Origin of the sequence: Mesobacillus jeotgali, assembly GCF_031759225.1 — a bacterium.
In the GTDB taxonomy this organism is placed as follows: Bacteria; Bacillota; Bacilli; order Bacillales; family Cytobacillaceae; genus Mesobacillus; species Mesobacillus jeotgali_B.
The window spans coordinates 894,477-912,833 of record NZ_CP134494.1 but is presented as its reverse complement, the minus strand read 5'-3'; the positions used below and the strand labels follow the sequence as shown (position 1 = coordinate 912,833).

General features: G+C 42.9%; 24 protein-coding genes. 11 read left to right on the top strand and 13 right to left on the bottom strand.

Features of this window, described 5'->3' with window-relative positions:
• Nucleotides 1-40 precede the first annotated feature (40 nt).
• Both RH061_RS04565 and RH061_RS04560 read right to left on the bottom strand, forming a co-directional pair.
• Complete coding sequence (locus RH061_RS04565) at nt 41-1,111, bottom strand: lipocalin-like domain-containing protein (RefSeq protein WP_311074274.1); 1,071 nt, start codon at nt 1,109-1,111, stop codon at nt 41-43.
• A gap of 89 nt (nt 1,112-1,200) precedes the next feature.
• Complete coding sequence (locus RH061_RS04560) at nt 1,201-1,635, bottom strand: SRPBCC family protein (RefSeq protein WP_311074273.1); 435 nt, start codon at nt 1,633-1,635, stop codon at nt 1,201-1,203.
• A gap of 158 nt (nt 1,636-1,793) precedes the next feature.
• On the opposite strand from RH061_RS04560, the gene rluF reads away from it, so the two are divergent.
• The 3 genes from rluF (at nt 1,794) to RH061_RS04545 (ending at nt 4,554) form a co-directional block, all read left to right on the top strand.
• Nucleotides 1,794-2,501 carry a 23S rRNA pseudouridine(2604) synthase RluF gene (rluF, locus tag RH061_RS04555; RefSeq protein ID WP_311076268.1) on the top strand — a complete coding sequence of 236 codons (708 nt, stop codon included), beginning with the start codon at nt 1,794-1,796 and terminating at the stop codon, nt 2,499-2,501.
• A 385-nt stretch (nt 2,502-2,886) separates the two neighbouring features.
• Nucleotides 2,887-3,333, top strand: coding sequence for a MarR family winged helix-turn-helix transcriptional regulator (locus RH061_RS04550; protein ID WP_311074272.1), 447 nt, complete (start codon nt 2,887-2,889; stop codon nt 3,331-3,333).
• 15 nt (nt 3,334-3,348) lie between these two features.
• Complete coding sequence (locus RH061_RS04545) at nt 3,349-4,554, top strand: MFS transporter (protein WP_311074271.1); 1,206 nt, start codon at nt 3,349-3,351, stop codon at nt 4,552-4,554.
• 185 nt (nt 4,555-4,739) lie between these two features.
• On the opposite strand, the gene RH061_RS04540 is transcribed toward RH061_RS04545, so the two are convergent.
• The 6 genes from RH061_RS04540 to RH061_RS04515 form a co-directional block, all read right to left on the bottom strand.
• Complete coding sequence (locus RH061_RS04540) at nt 4,740-4,862, bottom strand: hypothetical protein (protein ID WP_311074269.1); 123 nt, start codon at nt 4,860-4,862, stop codon at nt 4,740-4,742.
• A gap of 15 nt (nt 4,863-4,877) precedes the next feature.
• On the bottom strand, nt 4,878-5,393 hold the full coding sequence (locus RH061_RS04535) for a CBO0543 family protein (protein ID WP_311074267.1): 516 nt from the start codon (nt 5,391-5,393) through the stop codon (nt 4,878-4,880).
• Nucleotides 5,394-5,524: 131 nt separating this feature from the next.
• Nucleotides 5,525-6,457: a 5-oxoprolinase subunit C family protein gene (locus tag RH061_RS04530; protein WP_311074265.1), complete on the bottom strand. Its 933-nt coding sequence runs from the start codon at nt 6,455-6,457 to the stop codon at nt 5,525-5,527.
• The gene (locus tag RH061_RS04525) at nt 6,454-7,221 is read right to left on the bottom strand and encodes a LamB/YcsF family protein (RefSeq protein WP_311074263.1); all 768 of its coding nucleotides are present in this window, start codon (nt 7,219-7,221) and stop codon (nt 6,454-6,456) included. The genes RH061_RS04530 and RH061_RS04525 overlap by 4 nt, the downstream gene beginning before the upstream one ends.
• Nucleotides 7,222-7,228: 7 nt before the next feature.
• Nucleotides 7,229-7,945, bottom strand: a complete 717-nt coding sequence (gene pxpB / locus RH061_RS04520) for a 5-oxoprolinase subunit PxpB (protein WP_311074261.1) — start codon at nt 7,943-7,945, stop codon at nt 7,229-7,231.
• 39 nt (nt 7,946-7,984) lie between these two features.
• Nucleotides 7,985-8,617, bottom strand: a complete 633-nt coding sequence (locus tag RH061_RS04515) for a pyroglutamyl-peptidase I (RefSeq protein ID WP_311074259.1) — start codon at nt 8,615-8,617, stop codon at nt 7,985-7,987.
• Between the two features lie 191 nt (nt 8,618-8,808).
• On the opposite strand from RH061_RS04515, the gene RH061_RS04510 reads away from it, so the two are divergent.
• Together RH061_RS04510 and RH061_RS04505 are read left to right on the top strand one after the other, a co-directional pair.
• Entirely contained in the window at nt 8,809-9,201 is a 393-nt protein-coding gene (locus tag RH061_RS04510) for a GNAT family N-acetyltransferase (RefSeq protein ID WP_396654861.1), read from the top strand.
• A 155-nt stretch (nt 9,202-9,356) separates the two neighbouring features.
• Entirely contained in the window at nt 9,357-10,184 is an 828-nt protein-coding gene (locus tag RH061_RS04505) for a glycerophosphodiester phosphodiesterase (RefSeq protein ID WP_311074256.1), read from the top strand.
• 64 nt (nt 10,185-10,248) lie between these two features.
• Here RH061_RS04505 and RH061_RS04500 read toward each other — a convergent pair.
• Nucleotides 10,249-11,429, bottom strand: a protein-coding gene (locus RH061_RS04500) for an IS3 family transposase (protein WP_311070725.1) whose coding sequence is annotated in 2 segments (ribosomal slippage) — nt 10,249-11,141 and nt 11,141-11,429 — 1,182 coding nt in all. Because the reading frame shifts where the segments join, the coding sequence is not laid out codon by codon here.
• 206 nt (nt 11,430-11,635) lie between these two features.
• Between RH061_RS04500 and RH061_RS04495 the strand changes: the two genes are divergently transcribed.
• The 3 genes from RH061_RS04495 to RH061_RS04485 are packed head-to-tail and all read left to right on the top strand — an operon-like array spanning nt 11,636 to nt 12,692.
• Nucleotides 11,636-12,001 (top strand): DUF2089 domain-containing protein, encoded by a 366-nt coding sequence (locus RH061_RS04495; protein WP_311074254.1) that lies wholly within the window; start codon nt 11,636-11,638, stop codon nt 11,999-12,001.
• Between the two features lie 12 nt (nt 12,002-12,013).
• Complete coding sequence (locus RH061_RS04490) at nt 12,014-12,397, top strand: SHOCT-like domain-containing protein (RefSeq protein WP_311074253.1); 384 nt, start codon at nt 12,014-12,016, stop codon at nt 12,395-12,397.
• Nucleotides 12,398-12,401: 4 nt separating this feature from the next.
• Nucleotides 12,402-12,692 (top strand): hypothetical protein, encoded by a 291-nt coding sequence (locus RH061_RS04485; RefSeq protein ID WP_311074252.1) that lies wholly within the window; start codon nt 12,402-12,404, stop codon nt 12,690-12,692.
• Between the two features lie 56 nt (nt 12,693-12,748).
• Here RH061_RS04485 and RH061_RS04480 read toward each other — a convergent pair whose 3' ends face one another.
• From RH061_RS04480 to RH061_RS04470, 3 genes are all read right to left on the bottom strand, one after another.
• Complete coding sequence (locus RH061_RS04480; protein WP_311074250.1) at nt 12,749-13,267, bottom strand: GNAT family N-acetyltransferase; 519 nt, start codon at nt 13,265-13,267, stop codon at nt 12,749-12,751.
• A 21-nt stretch (nt 13,268-13,288) separates the two neighbouring features.
• Complete coding sequence (locus tag RH061_RS04475; RefSeq protein WP_311074249.1) at nt 13,289-13,417, bottom strand: hypothetical protein; 129 nt, start codon at nt 13,415-13,417, stop codon at nt 13,289-13,291.
• A 184-nt stretch (nt 13,418-13,601) separates the two neighbouring features.
• Nucleotides 13,602-14,231 (bottom strand): cell wall hydrolase, encoded by a 630-nt coding sequence (locus RH061_RS04470; protein ID WP_311076265.1) that lies wholly within the window; start codon nt 14,229-14,231, stop codon nt 13,602-13,604.
• A 284-nt stretch (nt 14,232-14,515) separates the two neighbouring features.
• On the opposite strand from RH061_RS04470, the gene RH061_RS04465 reads away from it, so the two are divergent.
• From RH061_RS04465 to RH061_RS04455, 3 genes are all read left to right on the top strand, one after another.
• Complete coding sequence (locus RH061_RS04465) at nt 14,516-15,724, top strand: MFS transporter (protein ID WP_311074248.1); 1,209 nt, start codon at nt 14,516-14,518, stop codon at nt 15,722-15,724.
• 306 nt (nt 15,725-16,030) lie between these two features.
• The gene (locus tag RH061_RS04460) at nt 16,031-16,753 is read left to right on the top strand and encodes a DUF3784 domain-containing protein (protein ID WP_311074246.1); all 723 of its coding nucleotides are present in this window, start codon (nt 16,031-16,033) and stop codon (nt 16,751-16,753) included.
• Between the two features lie 178 nt (nt 16,754-16,931).
• Entirely contained in the window at nt 16,932-17,558 is a 627-nt protein-coding gene (locus RH061_RS04455; protein ID WP_311074245.1) for a nitroreductase family protein, read from the top strand.
• A gap of 27 nt (nt 17,559-17,585) precedes the next feature.
• Here the strand turns inward: RH061_RS04455 and RH061_RS04450 are convergent, their stop codons facing one another.
• Entirely contained in the window at nt 17,586-18,245 is a 660-nt protein-coding gene (locus RH061_RS04450; protein ID WP_311076264.1) for a DsbA family oxidoreductase, read from the bottom strand.
• Nucleotides 18,246-18,357: the final 112 nt, after the last annotated feature.

Genomic DNA, 18,357 nt, shown 5'->3' with positions numbered 1-18,357 from the left:
GAAAACAAAAAACCTTGCTGCAGGAGGCAAGGTTCCCATTTCAATTCGCATATCCCACAAGCTCCATAAAACCCCTTCCGTGCAGCGGCCTGCTCTTTCCATCAGACAGCTTTTCCCTGCCGATTACTTTACATGTTCCTTCCCAAATAGCCTGTATGGGGCCAATGATCAGCATTTCCTGGTTAGGGAATTCTGCTTCGACATGAAGTTCTATGCCGAAATCGGGAATGCGAATCTCCCATTCTACTGGATACCTGGCATTTGTCTTCAGGCTTTTCCAGTACTTTATTTTTTGAAAAGATATGTTCCTTGTAAAACGAATACTTCCGTCCTTTTCAATGACATTCGCCATCGGCTTACCGGATGACATTTGATTGAGCAGCAGCTCACGACCATCGCTAAGCTGGATCCCAAACCAGTCCCAGCCTGCTCCTTTTACTAAGGAATAATCACGCCCCCATTGATGGTCAAACCAGCCGGTGCCGCTTACATTTTCTGTTACCGAAGATAGATTGATTCTTCCATTCACAGAATTCCTGGTAGTAGAGTAATAGTACAAATCATCAGGCTTTCCATCACCGCCTATCATTGCCACAGGCTTCATTGGTGTGAATTCAAGCCCCACTTCTGAATTCCCTTCTTTCAAAAGCACCTCGAAGCCAATAGCCTCTTCCCCTTTGAAGCTAAGCTTGTGGCTTCCATAAGTCAATTCAGGGGGATGCTGATTGATTCTCGCAGTCTCCAACATTTTATGAGGTGCAGGTATATCGCCCTTAAGCAATTGTTTATATAATCTCCAGATCCTTTTATCAGCAGGATGGAGCACTAGGTAAAAAGGCAGATACATGGCTAGCATCGCAAGCCTCACCTTTGAATCGAAACTTGAAAAATTGAAGCGCTTTTTCCTGTTCAGGTCGATCAAAGTATGGATGATATAATGCCCTTTGCCAATCTCAAGCTCGCCTACGCGGAAAAAAGATGCCATCACCGCATACCTGCCGCCTCTGTCCCCCTTCAAAAAAGAGAAAAAATACCACCATTCAATATTTGAGTCTCCGTGTGGCCCAGCATCCTTTGGCAGTGAAATTCTGTCTAACCTTTCGTCATTCATCCCAGCACACACCTTCTGTTTTTTAGTAAGGTATGCACGGGACAGTAAAAAAGCATCAAAGAAGTCATTCCCTTCTTTGATGCTTTTCTTTACCCTTCTATTATCTCTTTCAATTTTCTTAGGTCCTTCCTATTTGCTTTTTTCATCATCGAAGCCATAAAAGGTGAAACCAGTTTTGAAAAACCTGATGGCTCCCCCTGGTTCCTCAGTGTCATCCTTGTTGTGTTTGAATCAATTATAGTCCATATATATGTCGTCTTCATAGGAAATGGGCCTTCTGAGGTTTGCATCGCCAATTTTTTGCCCGGTACATACTCTATGACCTCATAGACATATGACAGTTCCCGGCCAAGGAACTTTGCCTTGAAAGCGATTTTCGAACCCAGATTCAGCGGTTTCTCTGTAAGCCATTCAGCACGATCAATATTCACATACCATTCGGGGGCGTTATCAGGATTCGCTGCATATTCTGATACCGTTTCAACCGGGGATTTAATTACTATTTCTGTCAGGACGTCTACCAATATAGTTCCTCCATATCCAAGCATTTTTTTACATTATAATATAAATCGCACCGAAGTCACTGTATGTATTTATTATGGCTGACATTAGGAAAGCTTGAAAATGTATCTGCAGTGGAATATCCTTAAATATATACTTCATATTTAAGGATGGGATTACCCTGCGTATCAATAAATTCATCAGCGAAACAGGAAAAACTTCGAGGCGCGGAGCTGACCGTCTCATCGAGGAAGGCCGCGTGACAATCAATGGAAAAGTAGCGAAAATCGGCAGCCAGGTTGAGCCAGGCGATGTCGTTAAGCTTAATGGCGAAGAGATCAGGGTGGCGCAAAATTATGTATATATTGCTTTGAATAAACCGGTCGGTATCACAAGTACGACGGAAAGGCATGTGAAGGGCAATATCATCGACCTCGTCAATCACCCGCTGAGGATTTTCAATATTGGACGACTTGATAAGGATTCCGAAGGCTTAATTCTTCTTACGAATGACGGGGACATCGTCAATGAAATCCTCCGGGCTGAAAACAAGCATGAAAAGGAATATATCGTTTCTGTGGACAAACCGATCACCCCAGAATTCGTCAAGGCGATGTCAGAAGGAGTGAGGATCCTTGGGACAAAAACACTTCCAGCTAAGGTTGTCCAACTATCAAAATACGAGTTCAATATCATCCTTACACAAGGATTGAACAGGCAGATCCGCCGCATGTGCGAAACCCTCGGATATCAAGTTGTCAGACTTCAGCGTATCCGAATCATGAATATCCATCTCGGGAACCTGCCAATTGGTCAATGGCGTGATTTGAATAAGAAAGAAAAAAGGCAGCTTTTCAGCGACCTGGATTACGAGCCTAAAGAATGGTAAAAGGATGAGCGACTCCGCTCATCCTTTTTTATGTTGATCGCTATTTCTTATGTCGAAGCTGTCCTATGTGGCCTTTCCCTGCAGAAGCGATAAATCCTACCGTAAACAGACTAAGTCCATCCCGGCAGCACTATGGCATGCAATGCATTTTCAGCCCCTCTTCTGTTACAAAAATTTAATGAATAAGTACTTTTTTCCTCCTTTTAAAATTAGAATTAGGAAACAAAAGGAATCTCTGAAGAGGTGAAGATTTATTAAGCATCCTTCTGGCCGGGGCAAAGGATACGATTCTTTTTTTACACAAATATATTTAGTATACAAACTATATTTACACAAACCAGTTTAATATGATATTATTTTTAAAGGCACTAAGGAGGACTTGATTATGGATTACTCTATGGATAAAGCAATCGGCTCTGCTTCGGTTCGGTTGAGCAAGAGACTGACGCGGATCATTAACTTATACTTAAAGCCTTATCAAATTACAACGGAACAATGGAGTGTGCTGCGCACTTTGAGCGAGTCCGATGAGATTTCCCAAAAGGAATTATCGCTTCGATCCGATAAGGATCAGGCAACTTTGACAAAAATTTTGGATTTGCTCGTCAAACAAGAAAATGTTGAAAGAATCGCAAATCCTCTGGACCGGAGATCTTTCCTGGTGAAGATCACACCAAAGGGCGCCAGAATCGCTGCGGAAGTGACTCCTTATCTGGAGGAGATTTTTACGAAGATTACACATGGAATTGATGAGGAACGCCTTGAGATATTCAGGAATGTTTCACTCATCCTCGAATCCAATATCGAGAAACTTTTGGAGGAAAACAAATAGAAAGAAGGCAATAAAGTGAATACATCCAAGTTATGGACAGCACAGTTTACGGCCATTGTGATAATGGCTTTTTTATTTTTCCTATGCCTGCAGCTTTTAACTGCCGGCTTCCCCGCTTTCATCACGGACATTAAAAACAATCCTGCCCAGGGAGGCCTGATGACAACTGTCTTTATGGTTTCCGCCATTGCAATCCGGCCTTTTGTTCCTTCCTTGATGCAGAAGATGGACAATAAGAAATTAAGCCTTATTTCTCTTGGCTTTATTGCCGTTTCTGTAGCCCTGAGCTTTGGTCAGGATTCACTGGTTCTGCTGCTCCTGCTCCGTATTTTCCACGGCATTGGTTTTGGGATCATCACGACGATATTCTCGACCATGGCAACGAATATCATCCCTGCCCACCGATTGGGCGAGGGAATTGGCTATTACGGAATGGCCACCAGTGTAGGGACAAGTCTTGGACCGATGCTGGCGCTGGCTTTGCTGCAGGTGTTTTCGTTTAACCTGCTTATCGTTCTTTCGGTTGGACTGACTCTCCTTACCTTGCTTTTGAACCTTTTTATTAAAGATCCGCGTAAACCAGCTAAAAAGATGGCGACAATCCAGAAAGGCCATTTTAGGGAGCATGCCTTTGACCGCCATGCTTTTACACCAGCAATTCTTACAGCGTTTTTCTCCATTACGCTTGGCGGAGTGGTAAGCTTTCTGCGGGAGTTAGGCAAAGAGGCGGGCTTAGGGGCAACAATCTCACTGTTCTTTCTTGTTCTGACAATTGTGATGGTCGTCATCAGGCCGTTCTCCGGAAGGATATATGATCGATTTGGACACAAATTCATCATCTACCCTGCTGTAATTTCGGGGATCATTGGGCTGACACTTTTGGCCGTCACCCAAAATACCATGACACTTCTAATCGCTGCGGTATTTTACGGGCTGGCATACGGGACAGTAGCACCGACTCTTCAGGCACTTGCGGTAAGCGCGGTGCCAAAGGAGAAACAAGGAACAGCAAATGCGATGTACTTCTCCTCCATGGATCTGGGAATGGCTTTAGGTTCATCTGGACTGGGGCTGCTCGCAGCCTACACAAGTTACCATTTCATTTACGGATTCTCGGTCGTGTTCCTGGTTGGACTGCTGCTTGCCTACACTCTCATTTTCGTTCTGAAAAAGAAGCCTGAAGATCGATTTGTTAAAACATCAGAAGAAATTGGATATTAAAAAACACGGTGGAAACATTTCCGCCGTGTTTTTTGCCGTTCATAAGGGAACATGAACCTTGGATATTCCTGATTTTTTGGATATATTCCTGAATCCAGGCTATTTATTCCTTAATTTTTGGATTTATTCCTGAATTTCAGCTTGGTATTCCTTAATTTTTATATTTATTCCAAATCAGCAAACCTTTAATATTTATCTTTATTTTCCCGCCTGACCTCGTGCCTGCTGATATACAGCCACATGCCGATATATGTCAGGAATAGCAGCACCAGAAACACCGGTGCTGACAATACATTCTGTATCAACAAGTTAAGTCACCTCTTTTACTTTAGGCTATCCAGCGGAAACGGAAAAAATAAATAAAAAATGATCGCAAGCGGGACTGAAATGATCCATGCGATCACCGGCTTTCGGTAGTGTATCCATAGGACCACAAACAAAATTAAATTCAGCCAAATGTTATGCCAGCTGTTCCAGCCATTATCATATACGTACATCCCTCGGTGAGCGAATAGAGCTTCGATAATTGTGTAAAAGGTAACCCATATACCAACATAGATCACCTGGTTTCTTCTTGTTGCCGGAAACCGCTGAAGATAGATCATCAACCCTACCGGACAAATGAAAAACGTAAACGCGATATTGATGATCGAGTGGTTCAGCCAATCAGCTGTGATTCCGCGGAATGCCCATAGAGTGTGATTATAATAAAGAGTGTTGTATAGAAGGTTGACCATCATAAAAAACAAGATGGTTGAGTACTGTTTCTTCCATTGTGACCAATCAACAAATTTATAAGCGAAAAAAATCCAGACTGCGATTACCAGTAATAGATACATATACCTCTCTCCCCATAAACCCTGATTTTATCAGTTATTACCGGGAGAAGCTTTTTTATACAGTCTCTTTATATAACTTGATACTATATTTGACCTAAACAAAAATCCCTGCACCAATTGGGCAGGGATTTTTAATGAGTCATGTATTTGAATAGTTTTTTCTGTTTCAGGTACTGTTCTTGTGCTTCGCCTACCGTGATTTCTTTAAAGGTGATCTTTGTTCCAGGCATCGCCTGTGCAAGCAGCGGAATATCAACAGAGACCACGGTAGCAATCCGGGCATACCCACCGGTTGTCTGCCGGTCTGACATGAGGATGATCGGCTGCCCGTTGGCCGGCACCTGTATCCCTCCAAGCGGGATGGCATCGGATATGATGTCAGAACCGCCGATTGTCTCCAGCCTGGGGCCTTCAAGCCGATATCCCATTCTGTTAGATTGTGAAGTTACCTTATATTCACTTGATAAAAAACGATCCTTTTCAGCCTCTGCAAATTTATCCTGGTGGGGCCCGATGATCACACGAATTTCAATCTCCTTCGCGTACTCAGGAATCAGGCTTTTATGTAGAAAGCGATTTTTCCTGACAAAGGGGTTCCCGTATATTAAATCTCCCGCCTCCAGCGCACGGCCTTTGAAGCCGCCCAGCTTTCCATTTATAAAGGTCGACTTGCTGCCTAATACGAGCGGAACATCGATTCCACCGGCAAAACTTATGTATGCTCTTGCACCGCTATTAGCTGTTCCAAACGAAAGGATATCTCCTTTTTTTAAAACAAAGCTTTTCCACATCGGCGCTTTGCTGCCATTCACCATCGGCTCAAGGTCACCCCCGCAGATGGCGATTGAAGCCTCAGCCAAGGCTTCAAGCCTCGGTCCGATGACAGCTGATTCCAGCACCGCTTCTCCAAACGAGTTTCCGACCAACAGATTGGCCATCTGCATGGAGTAAGGATCCATCGCTCCAGAAGGACTGATGCCATACTGCTGATAGCCTGTTCTCCCAATATCCTGTACAGTTGTCTGCAGGCCAGGCTTGAGGACTTTGAAAAGAGGCTCTGTCATCGGGTATCCCAGCCTTTGCCGACTTTAATTCCTTCTGCTGATAAAGCAGTTTTCAATTTCACAGCAAAATCCAATGCCTGTGGTTCATCGCCATGGATGCAGATTGTATCTGCCTTGATGTCAATTACAGTTCCGTCAATAGCCTCAACTTTTGCCTCCTTCACCATCCGGATCACCCTTTTGATGGCAACATCTGCATCATGGATCATTGCATTGGCCTGGGAGCGGGGTGTCAGACTGCCATCAGCCTGATAGGTACGGTCTGCGAACACCTCTCGAGCCACAATGAGCCCCTTTTCTTTTCCAGCCTTAACCAGCCAACTGTTTGCCAGGCCGAACAGCACCAGGGACGAATCGACATCAGCGACTGCCTGCGCAATTGCCTCAGCTACAGTTTTATCCTTCACAGCCATATTGTACAGTGCACCATGCGGCTTCACATGAGCTACCTTTGTACCGCAAACCTTCGCTGCTGCTGTCAGTGCGCCAATTTGATAGACTGTCAAATTGTATATTTCCCCGGCATCAAGCTTCATTTCTCTCCTGCCAAAGCCGTGCAGGTCTGGGAAGCCGGGATGGGCGCCGATTTTCACTCCATATGCTGCGGCCATTTTCACGGTTTCCATCATGACATTATGGTCGCCAGCATGGTATCCACAGGCAACGTTGGCGGAAGTGATATGTTGCAATACTTCCTTGTCATTCCCAATTTTATATAATCCATAGCTTTCTCCCAAATCACTGTTCAGATCAACTGATAACACTTCTCCATCACCCCTTGTTGTAAGTCTTCACCTGATAATCTCTCCCCATTTGCTTTATCGCAGTAAATTGCTCCTGATTGATTGGCACAAATTTTATATAATGCCCGGAACTGAACAAAAATGGGTTTTCTTTTTCATGATCAAAGAAGGAAACAGGTGTGGTGCCGATAATTCTCCAGCCAGATGGAACGTCATCAGGATAGATACCAGTCTGGTTCCCGCCAATCCCGACAGCACCAGGGATCACGCTCTTCCTGGGAATCTCAAGTCTTGGAACAGCCAGATTTTCCGGCAAGCCTCCAAGATACGGGAACCCCGGCATGAATCCCATCATATGGATGAGGTATTCCCTATTTGAATGCAGATGAATGACTTCCTGTTCGTCGAGGCCATGGTATTCAGCGACATACGCCAAATCCTGTCCCCACTCGCCTCCATAACAGACAGGGATTTCATAGACTAACGGCCTGTCTGGTTCAGATTGCCAAGTGGACTTGCCGACACTTTCCAGCTCAGCTTTGAGAGAATCATAGGTGATGACTTCTGGTTGATAATAAATAGTCAGGGACGTATAGGCTGGCACCCATTCTACAATGCCTCTAACCTTTTCATTTTCCAATTTGTTAACGAAGAGTTGTATTTGCCTATTCGTTTTTTCATTAATTTCATTACCAAATGACAACACTACCGCCAAGTCACCCAGAGGAGAGATTACAAACTCCATGCCAACCCTCCTTTTCTAAAAATGTTAAAGTACTTTCTCTTACTCCCGCACTCCAACCATGGCACAGGTTTTAACAATTGCCTTCAATGCTTGAGTCATTGTTTCCTGGGGCAATGAAGGCAATGATGGATTAAGTGCTGACATTTTAGTCGATGCAGGAAAATGGATAAATCCAGCCTTGATGTGCAGATTATTTTTCCGGATATGATTTAAAACAGCATATAAGGTGTTATTGCATATAAATGTACCGGCACTGTTCGACACCGCAGCAGGAATGTTCATTTCCTTTAGGTTCTTCTCAATAAGACGGTTGGGCAAGGTTGCGAACAAGCCGTCCGGTCCCTCTTCGTCGATCATTTCATCTGTTGGGATCTTGCCTTTATTATCTGGATAAGGATCACCGGAACCTGTATCCTTCACATTGATCCCGATTCGCTCTGGAGTAATCGCCGCCCTGCCTGCTGCCAGTCCACAGGAAATCACTACATCAGGCTGGATATCGCCGATCTTATTGATTAACACTTCCGCACACTCATCGTAATTAACCGGCAATAGGATCGTGGAGATTACCACATTTTCAATTTCAAACTTTTCAGCTTCCAGCAACAATTCCTTAGTTGGATTAATCTTCATTTTGCCAAACGGCTCAAAGCCGGAGATAAGAACTTTCATGTAGCAGACCTCGTTTCTCAGTTTTTATATGTAATATGATGTATTAAAAATTCTACTATAGTTAACTCTGGATATATACCTTTTAAACTCGTAAAATTGGGTTTAATCCAAATATTCCAATAAATATAGGTGATCAAATGGAAATAGAATACGGCAAAGCAAACGGACCTGAATTACAGGAGATTTTTAGCATGGCGGGTGTTAATAGATCAGAGGCTACGAGGATTCAGGCAGATGATAACAAAGAAAAGATGATAGCATCCTATAAGGATTCCCTCGAACATGGAGCTTACTTCCTTGTTGCCAGAAGTCAGGAGTCTTTGGCTGGCTGGGTACTGATCGACCGAAGCCTGGACTGGTTCACGCATAAGGAGATCGGCTGGATCAATGATGTGTATGTAAAACAAGAGTACAGGCAGAATGGTATCGCAAAATCTTTGATTGAACAAAGCCTGGTGGAATTCAAGCACCTTGGCTATGATGATGTCCGACTGAATGTCTTTTCCTTTAACGAAAAAGCCATTCACTTGTACGAAAAACTTGGATTCAAAGACGTCAGCAAATTGATGCGGATTGAACTATAGGCACAATTTACCCATCCAATGTAAATGAAACTAAGAAAATATAACTGAATAAATTCATAATTCCATTACTCTTTTTAAACAGAAATGACATAGGCGCTAAACATTTCTCCGCTAAACTAGCATTGTTACATAAATTATGCGGAGGAGATGGAGAAATGAAGAGAACATTAATCGGAACAGGATTTGCACTAACCCTAATGCTGAGTCCATTCCAGCAGGCACTAGCTGCCGAACCTACAACAGGTGAATTAAGGCAGTTCGACACTGTCGCCCACCGCGGGGCTGCAGGTTATGCACCAGAAAACACAATCGCCGCATTTGATAAGGGACTGGAAATGAAGGCTGATTACATTGAAATTGATGTTCAGCGCAGCAAGGATGGCGAATTGGTTGTCATTCATGATACTACTGTAGATCGGACAACAGATGGCACTGGCAAAGTTGGCGAGCTGACAATTGAAGAACTACGCAGCCTTGATGCCGGGAGCTTCAAAGGCGAGCAATTTGCCGGTGAAAAGATTCCTACCTTCGATGAAATACTCGACCGCTATCACGGGAAAATTGGCATATTGATAGAATTGAAGGCACCTGAGCTTTATCCTGGAATCGAAGAAGCAGTTGCGCATGAATTGAAGGAAAGAAACCTGGACAAGCCGCAAAATGACAAGATTATCATCCAATCTTTTAACTTTGAATCCATGAAAAAGATGGATGCATTGCTTCCAAAAGTACCGATTGGCGTCTTAACCTCTTCAAGTCTCCATACAACGGAAGCCGCCCTTCTGGAATTCGCAAAATACGCTGATTTGTTCAATCCAAGTTATGGACTCGTTTCAAAGGAACTTGTCGATAAAGTCCACAGTCTTGGAATGGAGATCCAATCCTGGACAGTACGAAGCCCGGAAGCAGCTCAATTCCTGATTGATATGAAGGTGGATGGCATTATTACGGATTACCCGGATTATGTCGATCCTCGCAATTAATATAAAAAACCTGTCTTGATTTAATTAGTGGTCATGACCCCGTCAAGTAGACAAGACAAAAAAGCTACGCAGCTAACGCGTGTCGATACTCAATCGGCGCGCGTTTCTTTAATTTCTTTTGAGTCCGTTTGTAATTGTAATGATAGATGAATTCTTCGATTGCTTGCCGTATTTCCTCTTCTGATTTACACTGTGCTATATACAACTTTTCGGATTTGAGATGTGAGAAGAATGATTCTACGCATGCGTTATCAAGGCAGTTTCCTTTGCGAGAGTGGCTGCCCTTGACGCCGAATGTCTCTAACCTATTGTTGTATGTCTTGGACGTATACTGGAAGCCTTGATCCGAATGGAGAACGGCTCCAGCTACGTCCTTTTTATTTGTCCATTCATCAACAGTTTTTAATACGAGTTCTAAATCATTTCGTTTGGATATTTGCCATGCCACGATTTCATTGTTGAATAGATCTTGAATGACCGACAGGTAATAAAACTCTTTGCCGTCAGAAACATATGTGATATCTGTTGCCATTTTCTGATTTGGACCCACCGCTTTGAAATTTCTCTTTAGGCGATTTGGACATATAACTGAAGGTGTATGGCCATGGCGTTTCCTTTTCTTCCGGATCACCGACTGTATGCCCATCTCCTTCATCAACCTGTACACTTTTTTATGGTTGATCAAAAAGTCACTTTCCTTTAACCAATCTGTTATTCGAGGACGCCCGAACTCTGGATGAATAAAATGAATGGCCATTATATGTTCTCGTACATCCTGTTCTTGTTTGAACCTTTCCTCGCGTTGTGGCAGAGTTGCTTTCCACTTATAGTAAGAGGCACGCTTGATTCTGGCGATTTCCATTAACCAGGTGACAGGGTATTTCCCCCTTAACCCTTCAATGATTTCATATTTTGCCTGACGGGTGATGTCTTCTCCTCCTTTACCAGATTTGGATACTGCTTTTTTAAGTATTCTACCTGTGCCTTCAAATAATCTCTTTCTTCTTCCACCGTTTTAAAGTTAGTACGTGGCCTTCCTTTTAAAGGGTTTGATACTCCACGCCGCTCATCAAATGACTGTCCGTTCATCCACTTCTTTACCCATACTTTAAGCTGTGTACAATTGCGGATCCCTAACTCTTCGGCCACTACCTTATAACTTTTAGATCCATTAACGTATGTTAATACTGCTTTCTGTTTGAATTCATTTGTATAACGTTGAAACTGTTGTCCTTTCTTAGCCATAGAAAAATCCCCTCCAAGTATCCATTCTTACCTCCATGGTACCATGGAGGTTTTTTTGAATGTCTACTTAAAGGGGATAATATCATAGGACAGGTTTTTATATTTTTAATAATAAAATTGAATTTATTAATTATTTTTTAAAATTATATTTACATTTTTAATTATGATATATATTATAAGTTTAATAACACCGAAAGGAGGCAGTCATGGCATATCCTGTACTAACAAATTGCCCTGTTTGCAGCCAAACCCTAAAAATCACAAAGCTAAAATGCAATCACTGTGATACAACCATTGAAAATGAATTTGAACTATCAAGACTTGCTTCTTTAACAAAGGAACAGCTTCATTTCGTCGAAATCTTCCTTGTATCCCGAGGAAATATTAAAGAAGTGGAAAAAGAGCTCGGAATTTCCTATCCGACTGTCCGGGGAAAGCTTAACGATATTATCACTGCCCTAGGATATGACACTCAAAAGAAAAATGAAACGGATGAAAAGAAAATTGTTACGATGCTGGAGAAGGGTGAAATATCTCCAGAAGATGCAATCAAACTCTTAAAAGGTGAATAGGAGGAAATTGTGATGAGTGAAGAAATTTCAAGGATATTAACGATGGTACAAGAAGGAAAAATCGATTCCGAAAAAGGTGCCCAGCTGATCGCTGTGCTCAAGGAAAAAGAAACCTCTGTCTTACCTGGCAAACAAAATAAATACTTAGATAAAACACTAAAAATCCGTGTTGTATCCAAGGAAAGTGACAATGTTAATGTCAATGTACCGATCAAGCTAGTAAAAGCCCTTCTCAAAACAGGACACAGCATCGCTTCAAGCATCCCTCAATCCCAACAATACGTCAAAGATCTCGATATCAACATGCTGATCGATGCAATCGAAAATGAGCTGGACGGGAACATCGTTGACATCCAATCAGCAAACGGCGATACAGTTAAAGTCGTCATTGAATAAAACCATGATGAAAATAAAAATCAGAACCTCTAACAAGATTGCATTCTCCCTCCCTATTCCTTACACAATTTTAAAAGCGGCCAGTTCCATTCTTGCATCTGAAAAATTCAGGAACCATATGCACAAATGGGCGGATCAGGATCTTGAACATAGACATGTTCCCGTTGCAATTTTCGATACTATATTGAACAAGCAGCTGATGAATGAAATGATCCGCGAACTGGGCAATCATAAAGGAACCGTGCTTGTTGATGCCCGTTTACATGACGGTACTGAAGTCATGGTAAAACTATAAAACAAAGAAACCCTGACTCCACTCCATTTATAGTGAAGCCAGGGTTTTTATCTATTTTAGAACAATTTTTCAAAGCAAATATACAACTCATGTCCTTCCGGCTTTCCATTCATCATTACTTTTCCGGTAACCTTATAACCCCTTTTTTCGTAAAAGCTGACTGCTCCTTCGTTTCCGGAATATGTATCAAGCCGGAGCGCACCATATCCGTGATCCTTTGCAAAGTCCTCGGCAAACTGCAGCATTTTGCTGCCATACCCGCCGCCCTGTGCAGATGGGTCTACACAGAATGAATGAAGAATCAGCGGCATGCCTTCTGTTTCAGACCAATCAGCATTCTCCCATTCCGGAGCCTGCCACTCGTCGAGAACCATCACTCCAATGGTGTTCTCTCCTTTTTTCAATACAAACAACTCTTCCCCCTGCATTGCGTTCTCAAAATACTCATGGTTGGGATACTGTTCATCCCATTGCAGAATGCCTCTCGACTCAAGGTACTCTTTGCAATCCGCAAACATTGAGCCGATGACAGGCAAATCTTTTTCTGTAGCCCTTTCAATCCGTTCTTCAGCCATTTTCGCGCTCCTTCGATGCCATTATTCACTGTCAGGCGTTGAATTAAAAAAGTTTGCACTCTTGTTCTTCTTCTTTTCCTCGTTTTTCTTCTTATTCATTTTTCCATCGGATTCATAACTTAACTTGAATTGTTTGTCCTTCTTTTCCATCCCGATTCCTCCTAGATTGAAATACTTACAACGCCGTCCTCGCTGATTTAGCTTTTTAAAGAATCTGTTTTGCACATCCGGGCAGCGAAATTCGAGTCGTCCTTACTTAACAGTATTCTGTGCCTTTTTTTACCTCTGAATGCATAAAAAGCACCGGTTTCTAAGGAAACCGATGCTTAACGCTTTAATATGCAAAGGAATGATTGCCTATCTGTTTGGTCACTGTCCTCGTAAAAATCCAGTGATCTGTCGCAAGCTTAGGATTATAATAATAAACAGAACCATAAGAAGGATCCCAACCAAGAAGAGCATCCTTTACAGCCTGGTACGCTGTATCATTCGGCTGAAGATTGAACTGTCCATCATTCACCGCTGTAAAAGCATTTTTCTGAAAAATGACATCATGGACGCTATCAGGGAAGTCAGCAGAATCAACTCTGTTTAAAATCACTGCAGCTACAGCTACTTGTCCCTGATAACTCTCACCCCTGGCTTCTCCATAAACCACATGGGCCATCGTCTCGATTTCCTGGATAAGCCTTAATGTCTTCGGGCCGACGCCTCCAACCTGTTCGAGACCAAAGTCCCTTTGCAGCTCCTTCACCGCTTCAGTAGTAACTGGTCCAAAGTATCCCGTTGTCGCCGCATTAAAATACCCGAGCTTCTTCAAAACCGATTGAACATATGTAACGTCTGACCCGACCGACCCCATTCCGATCGTGGCTGCCTGTGCTCCTGTCTGCCCAAAACCAAGCACAGCCAAAGCACAGAAAGCAGCTGTCAGGCTTTTCAAATACTTCTTCAAAAACTCCACTCCCATTTCTATTCAACTTGTATGTATGATCAACTCCAGCGGTCTTGAAAGTAGCACCTCCTTTTTTTCATATCCATATACATTTCCCGGAAATCAACACTGGAAACTCGTACAAAAGAATGAAATTATATCCTTTTCATAGTGTAAATTTCATATGCCCATATCTTTTTTTACATTCTCAACGTTATTAACATGCACAGTAAAAATATTTAGCTTTACGAAGATTTGTAATTATTTCATAATGGTGTAGAGGATAAAAATAAATGAAACCGAGAGGCATAGATATGTGGAGAAATAAGAATGTCTGGATTTTATTGACCGGAGAGTTTATTGCCGGTTTAGGACTGTGGCTTGGGATCATTGGTAACCTTGAATTCATGCAGGAACAGATTCCTTCTGACTTTTTAAAATCACTGTTGCTTGCCGCGGGATTGCTGGCCGGGATAGCCGTTGGCCCGCTCGCAGGGAGATTGACGGATCAATACAGCAAAAGGACGGTCATGCTGATTTCAGGCTTCGTACGGGTCATCAGTGTCGTTTTCATGCTGATTGCCATTCAAACCAGTTCAGTATGGTGGATGCTTGTATTTCTCGTTTTACTGCAAATTTCCGCTGCTTTCTACTTTCCGGCATTACAGGCAGCGATTCCGCTTGTTGTCGACGAGAAGGACTTATTGCAGCTGAACGGAGTCCATATGAATGTGTCCACATTATCGCGGATTATCGGAACTGCCGCTGCAGGGATTTTACTTGTGGTCATTCCCTTGAATGCTGTGTATCTGCTATCGATGGCGGCATATATCGTCCTTTTCGGACTGACCTGGTTCTTAGATTTTGCCGAAAATAAAAAGGATTCTTCAGTCAAAGGCAGCCAGCAAAAGCAAGGATTCAAAGATGTATTCCCTATCATCGTCAAGCTGCCGATCGTCATGATGACCCTTATTTTGACCCTGATTCCACTCATTTTCCTGGGAGGTTTCAACCTGGTTGTCATCAATATCAGTGAACTCCAGGACAGCAGCGCCATAAAAGGCTGGATCTATACTGCCGAAGGACTTGCCTTCATGAGCGGTGCTTTTTTAATCAAACGAATCAGCTATAAATTCTCACCATACAAAATTTTGTTTGCAAGCTCGATGCTGATTGGCTTCTCCCAGCTAATGCTCTATTTTGCCAATCAGCCAATCCTGACAATCATCTCTTTTCTGATGTTCGGATTTTCTGTAGGCTGCTTCTTCCCGACGGCCGCGACCATTTTCCAGACAAGAGTGCCTAAAGACTTCCACGGCCGTTTCTTCTCGTTCCGGAATATGATGGACCGTGTCTTCTTCCAGGTTGTCCTGTTGATGACCGGATTCCTTCTCGATGCAGTCGGGCTCCAGAATATGAGCGTCATGTTCGGTGCATTGTCGATCGTCATGACCGCAATCTTCTTCCTGGGCTCACGCAATCTAAGAGCCTCCGCGGAAACCGAGCAAAGCATAAGCTCATGAATCACTAACTGTAAAAGCTGCCGCTTGTAACCGGCAGCTTTTATTTTTTAGCATAAAATGAATTAGCAAGTATGGAGAAGCAACGTAATGATTCTATGACGGACACTTTTCTTCTTAAAAATCAAATTTCTGTCTGTCATCATGGGTATTACGGACACTTCTGTTCATAAATATCAAATTTCTGTCCGTCATCGGGACCATGACGGACACTTCTCCCCTCAATCACCTAATTTTTGTCCGTAAGTGAAACTTGTGTTCCTTGCAATCCGTATTATTAGAAAAGGAATTGTTCTGGAGGTGTTTTTGATGACATTATTCATTGGGATCCAGCTGTTTATGATCCTTCTGTTCCTGTTCTTCGGCTGGGCGATTGTGAAAAGGGAATGGTACTGGCTGATATCCAATTTCAATGGCAAACCGAAGGATGAGCAGAAGCAATTAATCATGAATGGCTATCCACAAAGGGTCGGGAAGCTGATGCTCGCCACAGCAGCGGGAATGGTCATTTTGCTGCCTTTAAGCTTTACCTCTTTTCCATATTCGCTGGAAGTCCAGTTTGGCTTCATGATGTTATTCTTACTCGGCGGTCTAGTTTATCTGTCAAAATATGAAGTCAGGGAAAAGCGGAAGCGAAGCTACATCTTCAGTAGCCTTCTCGCCATTGGAACGATTGGGTTTGTCGTCGGCCTTTACATTTTGGGGTATCAGGACTTTGAACTAAAGGACAATGGTGATTCTTTTGAAATTACAGGCATGTATGGCGAGGAATGGGACTACGCAGAAATTCGGCATGTGGAACTTCTCGAGGAAATGCCCGAAGTGACCTGGAAGGAAAATGGCTTCGGCCTTGCAACGTTGGCAAAGGGACAGTTCAAAGTAACGGATTACGGGAGCAGCCTGCTCTTTATCCACAAAGATTCCCAGCCTTATTTATTCATAAAAACGGATCAAGACAAGATCTTTATCAATAGCAAGAATTCTAAACAAACGGCGAAATGGTATGAGTTAGTGACTGAAAAGACTAAATGAGGATGTACCGTGGAAACGGGCATCCTTTCTTTCTGTCTCCCTTAAAAAATTTTAAAAGCCCCCTAAAGTCCAGTTATTGGATTGAAAGGTTCAGGTCATACTGTTTGACTTAATTACTTACTAATAGTAACCTGAATACTGCTTACTAAAAGTAACTACAACTTTGGAGGAATTCAAAATGAACACTTCTGAGACTAGCCTGTCCAGTGTCATACGTGAACGGCGTTCTGTCAGAAAATATGATCCCGACTTCAAGATTTCACAAGAAGAGATTATAGATATTTTAAGAGAAGCTGCCCTGGCACCTTCTTCAAGCAATCTCCAGCCATGGAAGTTTCTCGTCATCCAGGACGAGGAAACCAAACAAGAACTAAGAATGATTGCCAATAATCAGGAGCAGGTCGAAACTTCTTCAGCGGTTATTGCGGTTCTAGGCGACAGAGAAATGTACCGTAATGGCGAAAAAGTATACCGCAGTTCATATGAAGCTGGCTATATGGACGAATCAATAATGAACAGAATGATTGAGAACACCAATAAATTATACTCTTCTGCACCTGTTGCGATAAGGGAGAACATCGCGTCTTTCGATACCGGACTTGTTACGATGCAGCTTATGCTGATTGCCAGAGCCCGAGGTTATGATACTGTTCCAATGGGCGGATTCAACAAGCAGCAATTCATCGAAAAATTCAACATTGATGAGCGCTATATGCCTGTCCTCCTGCTGGCTCTTGGAAAGGCTGCTTCACCTGGGCACCCAACGACCCGCATTCCAGTCGAGGAAATCGTGGAGTTTATATAAGAGTATAGAAAAGAACTAGTCCTCAGACTAGTTCTTTTTATTAGGGATTTCACAGCCATCGTCATCACAAATCATTTCATCATCGCTGTTCAAAACGGTAATTTCATTCTCGGCAATAACCTTTTTCAATGACTGGACGATCACATCCGTCGGCTGTGCGCCTGTAATGGCGTATTTCTTATTGATAAGGAAGAATGGCACACCAGTAATGCCATACTGCTGCCCGGTGCTTTCATCAGCACGGACTTCATCGGCCATTTCACCATTGGCAAGCATTTTCTCTACTGCTTCACGGTCGAGTCCCACTTCGACAGCCAATTCTGTCAAAGTTTCATGGTCTCCTATGTGCTTTGATTCGGTAAAATAAGCCCTTAAAATTCTTTCCGTCATCTCTGCCATCAATCCATGCTTTTTCGCAAACATCGTCAGACGGTGCGCATCGAATGTATTGGTCAAGATGAGTGTATCAATATTATATTCCAGGCCGGATTCCTTTGCCATTTGCACCATATTTTGCGTGCTTGCTTTTGCCTGGGCAATGCTCATTCCATACTTCTTCGAAAGACCCTCATACATATTATAATCAATATCCCGTTTCATGTTCGGATCTAGCTCAAAGCAGCGATACGTCACTTCTATCGGGTGATCAATCTGTTTGATAGCGTCATCCAGACGCCTTTTGCCAATATAGCAGAACGGTCAAGCAAAATCAGTCCACATTTCAATCTGCATGTTGGATCCCTCCAGTTAGTTATTTCACACTATAGTATAGGTGTTAACCCTGTAAATTACACGAAAT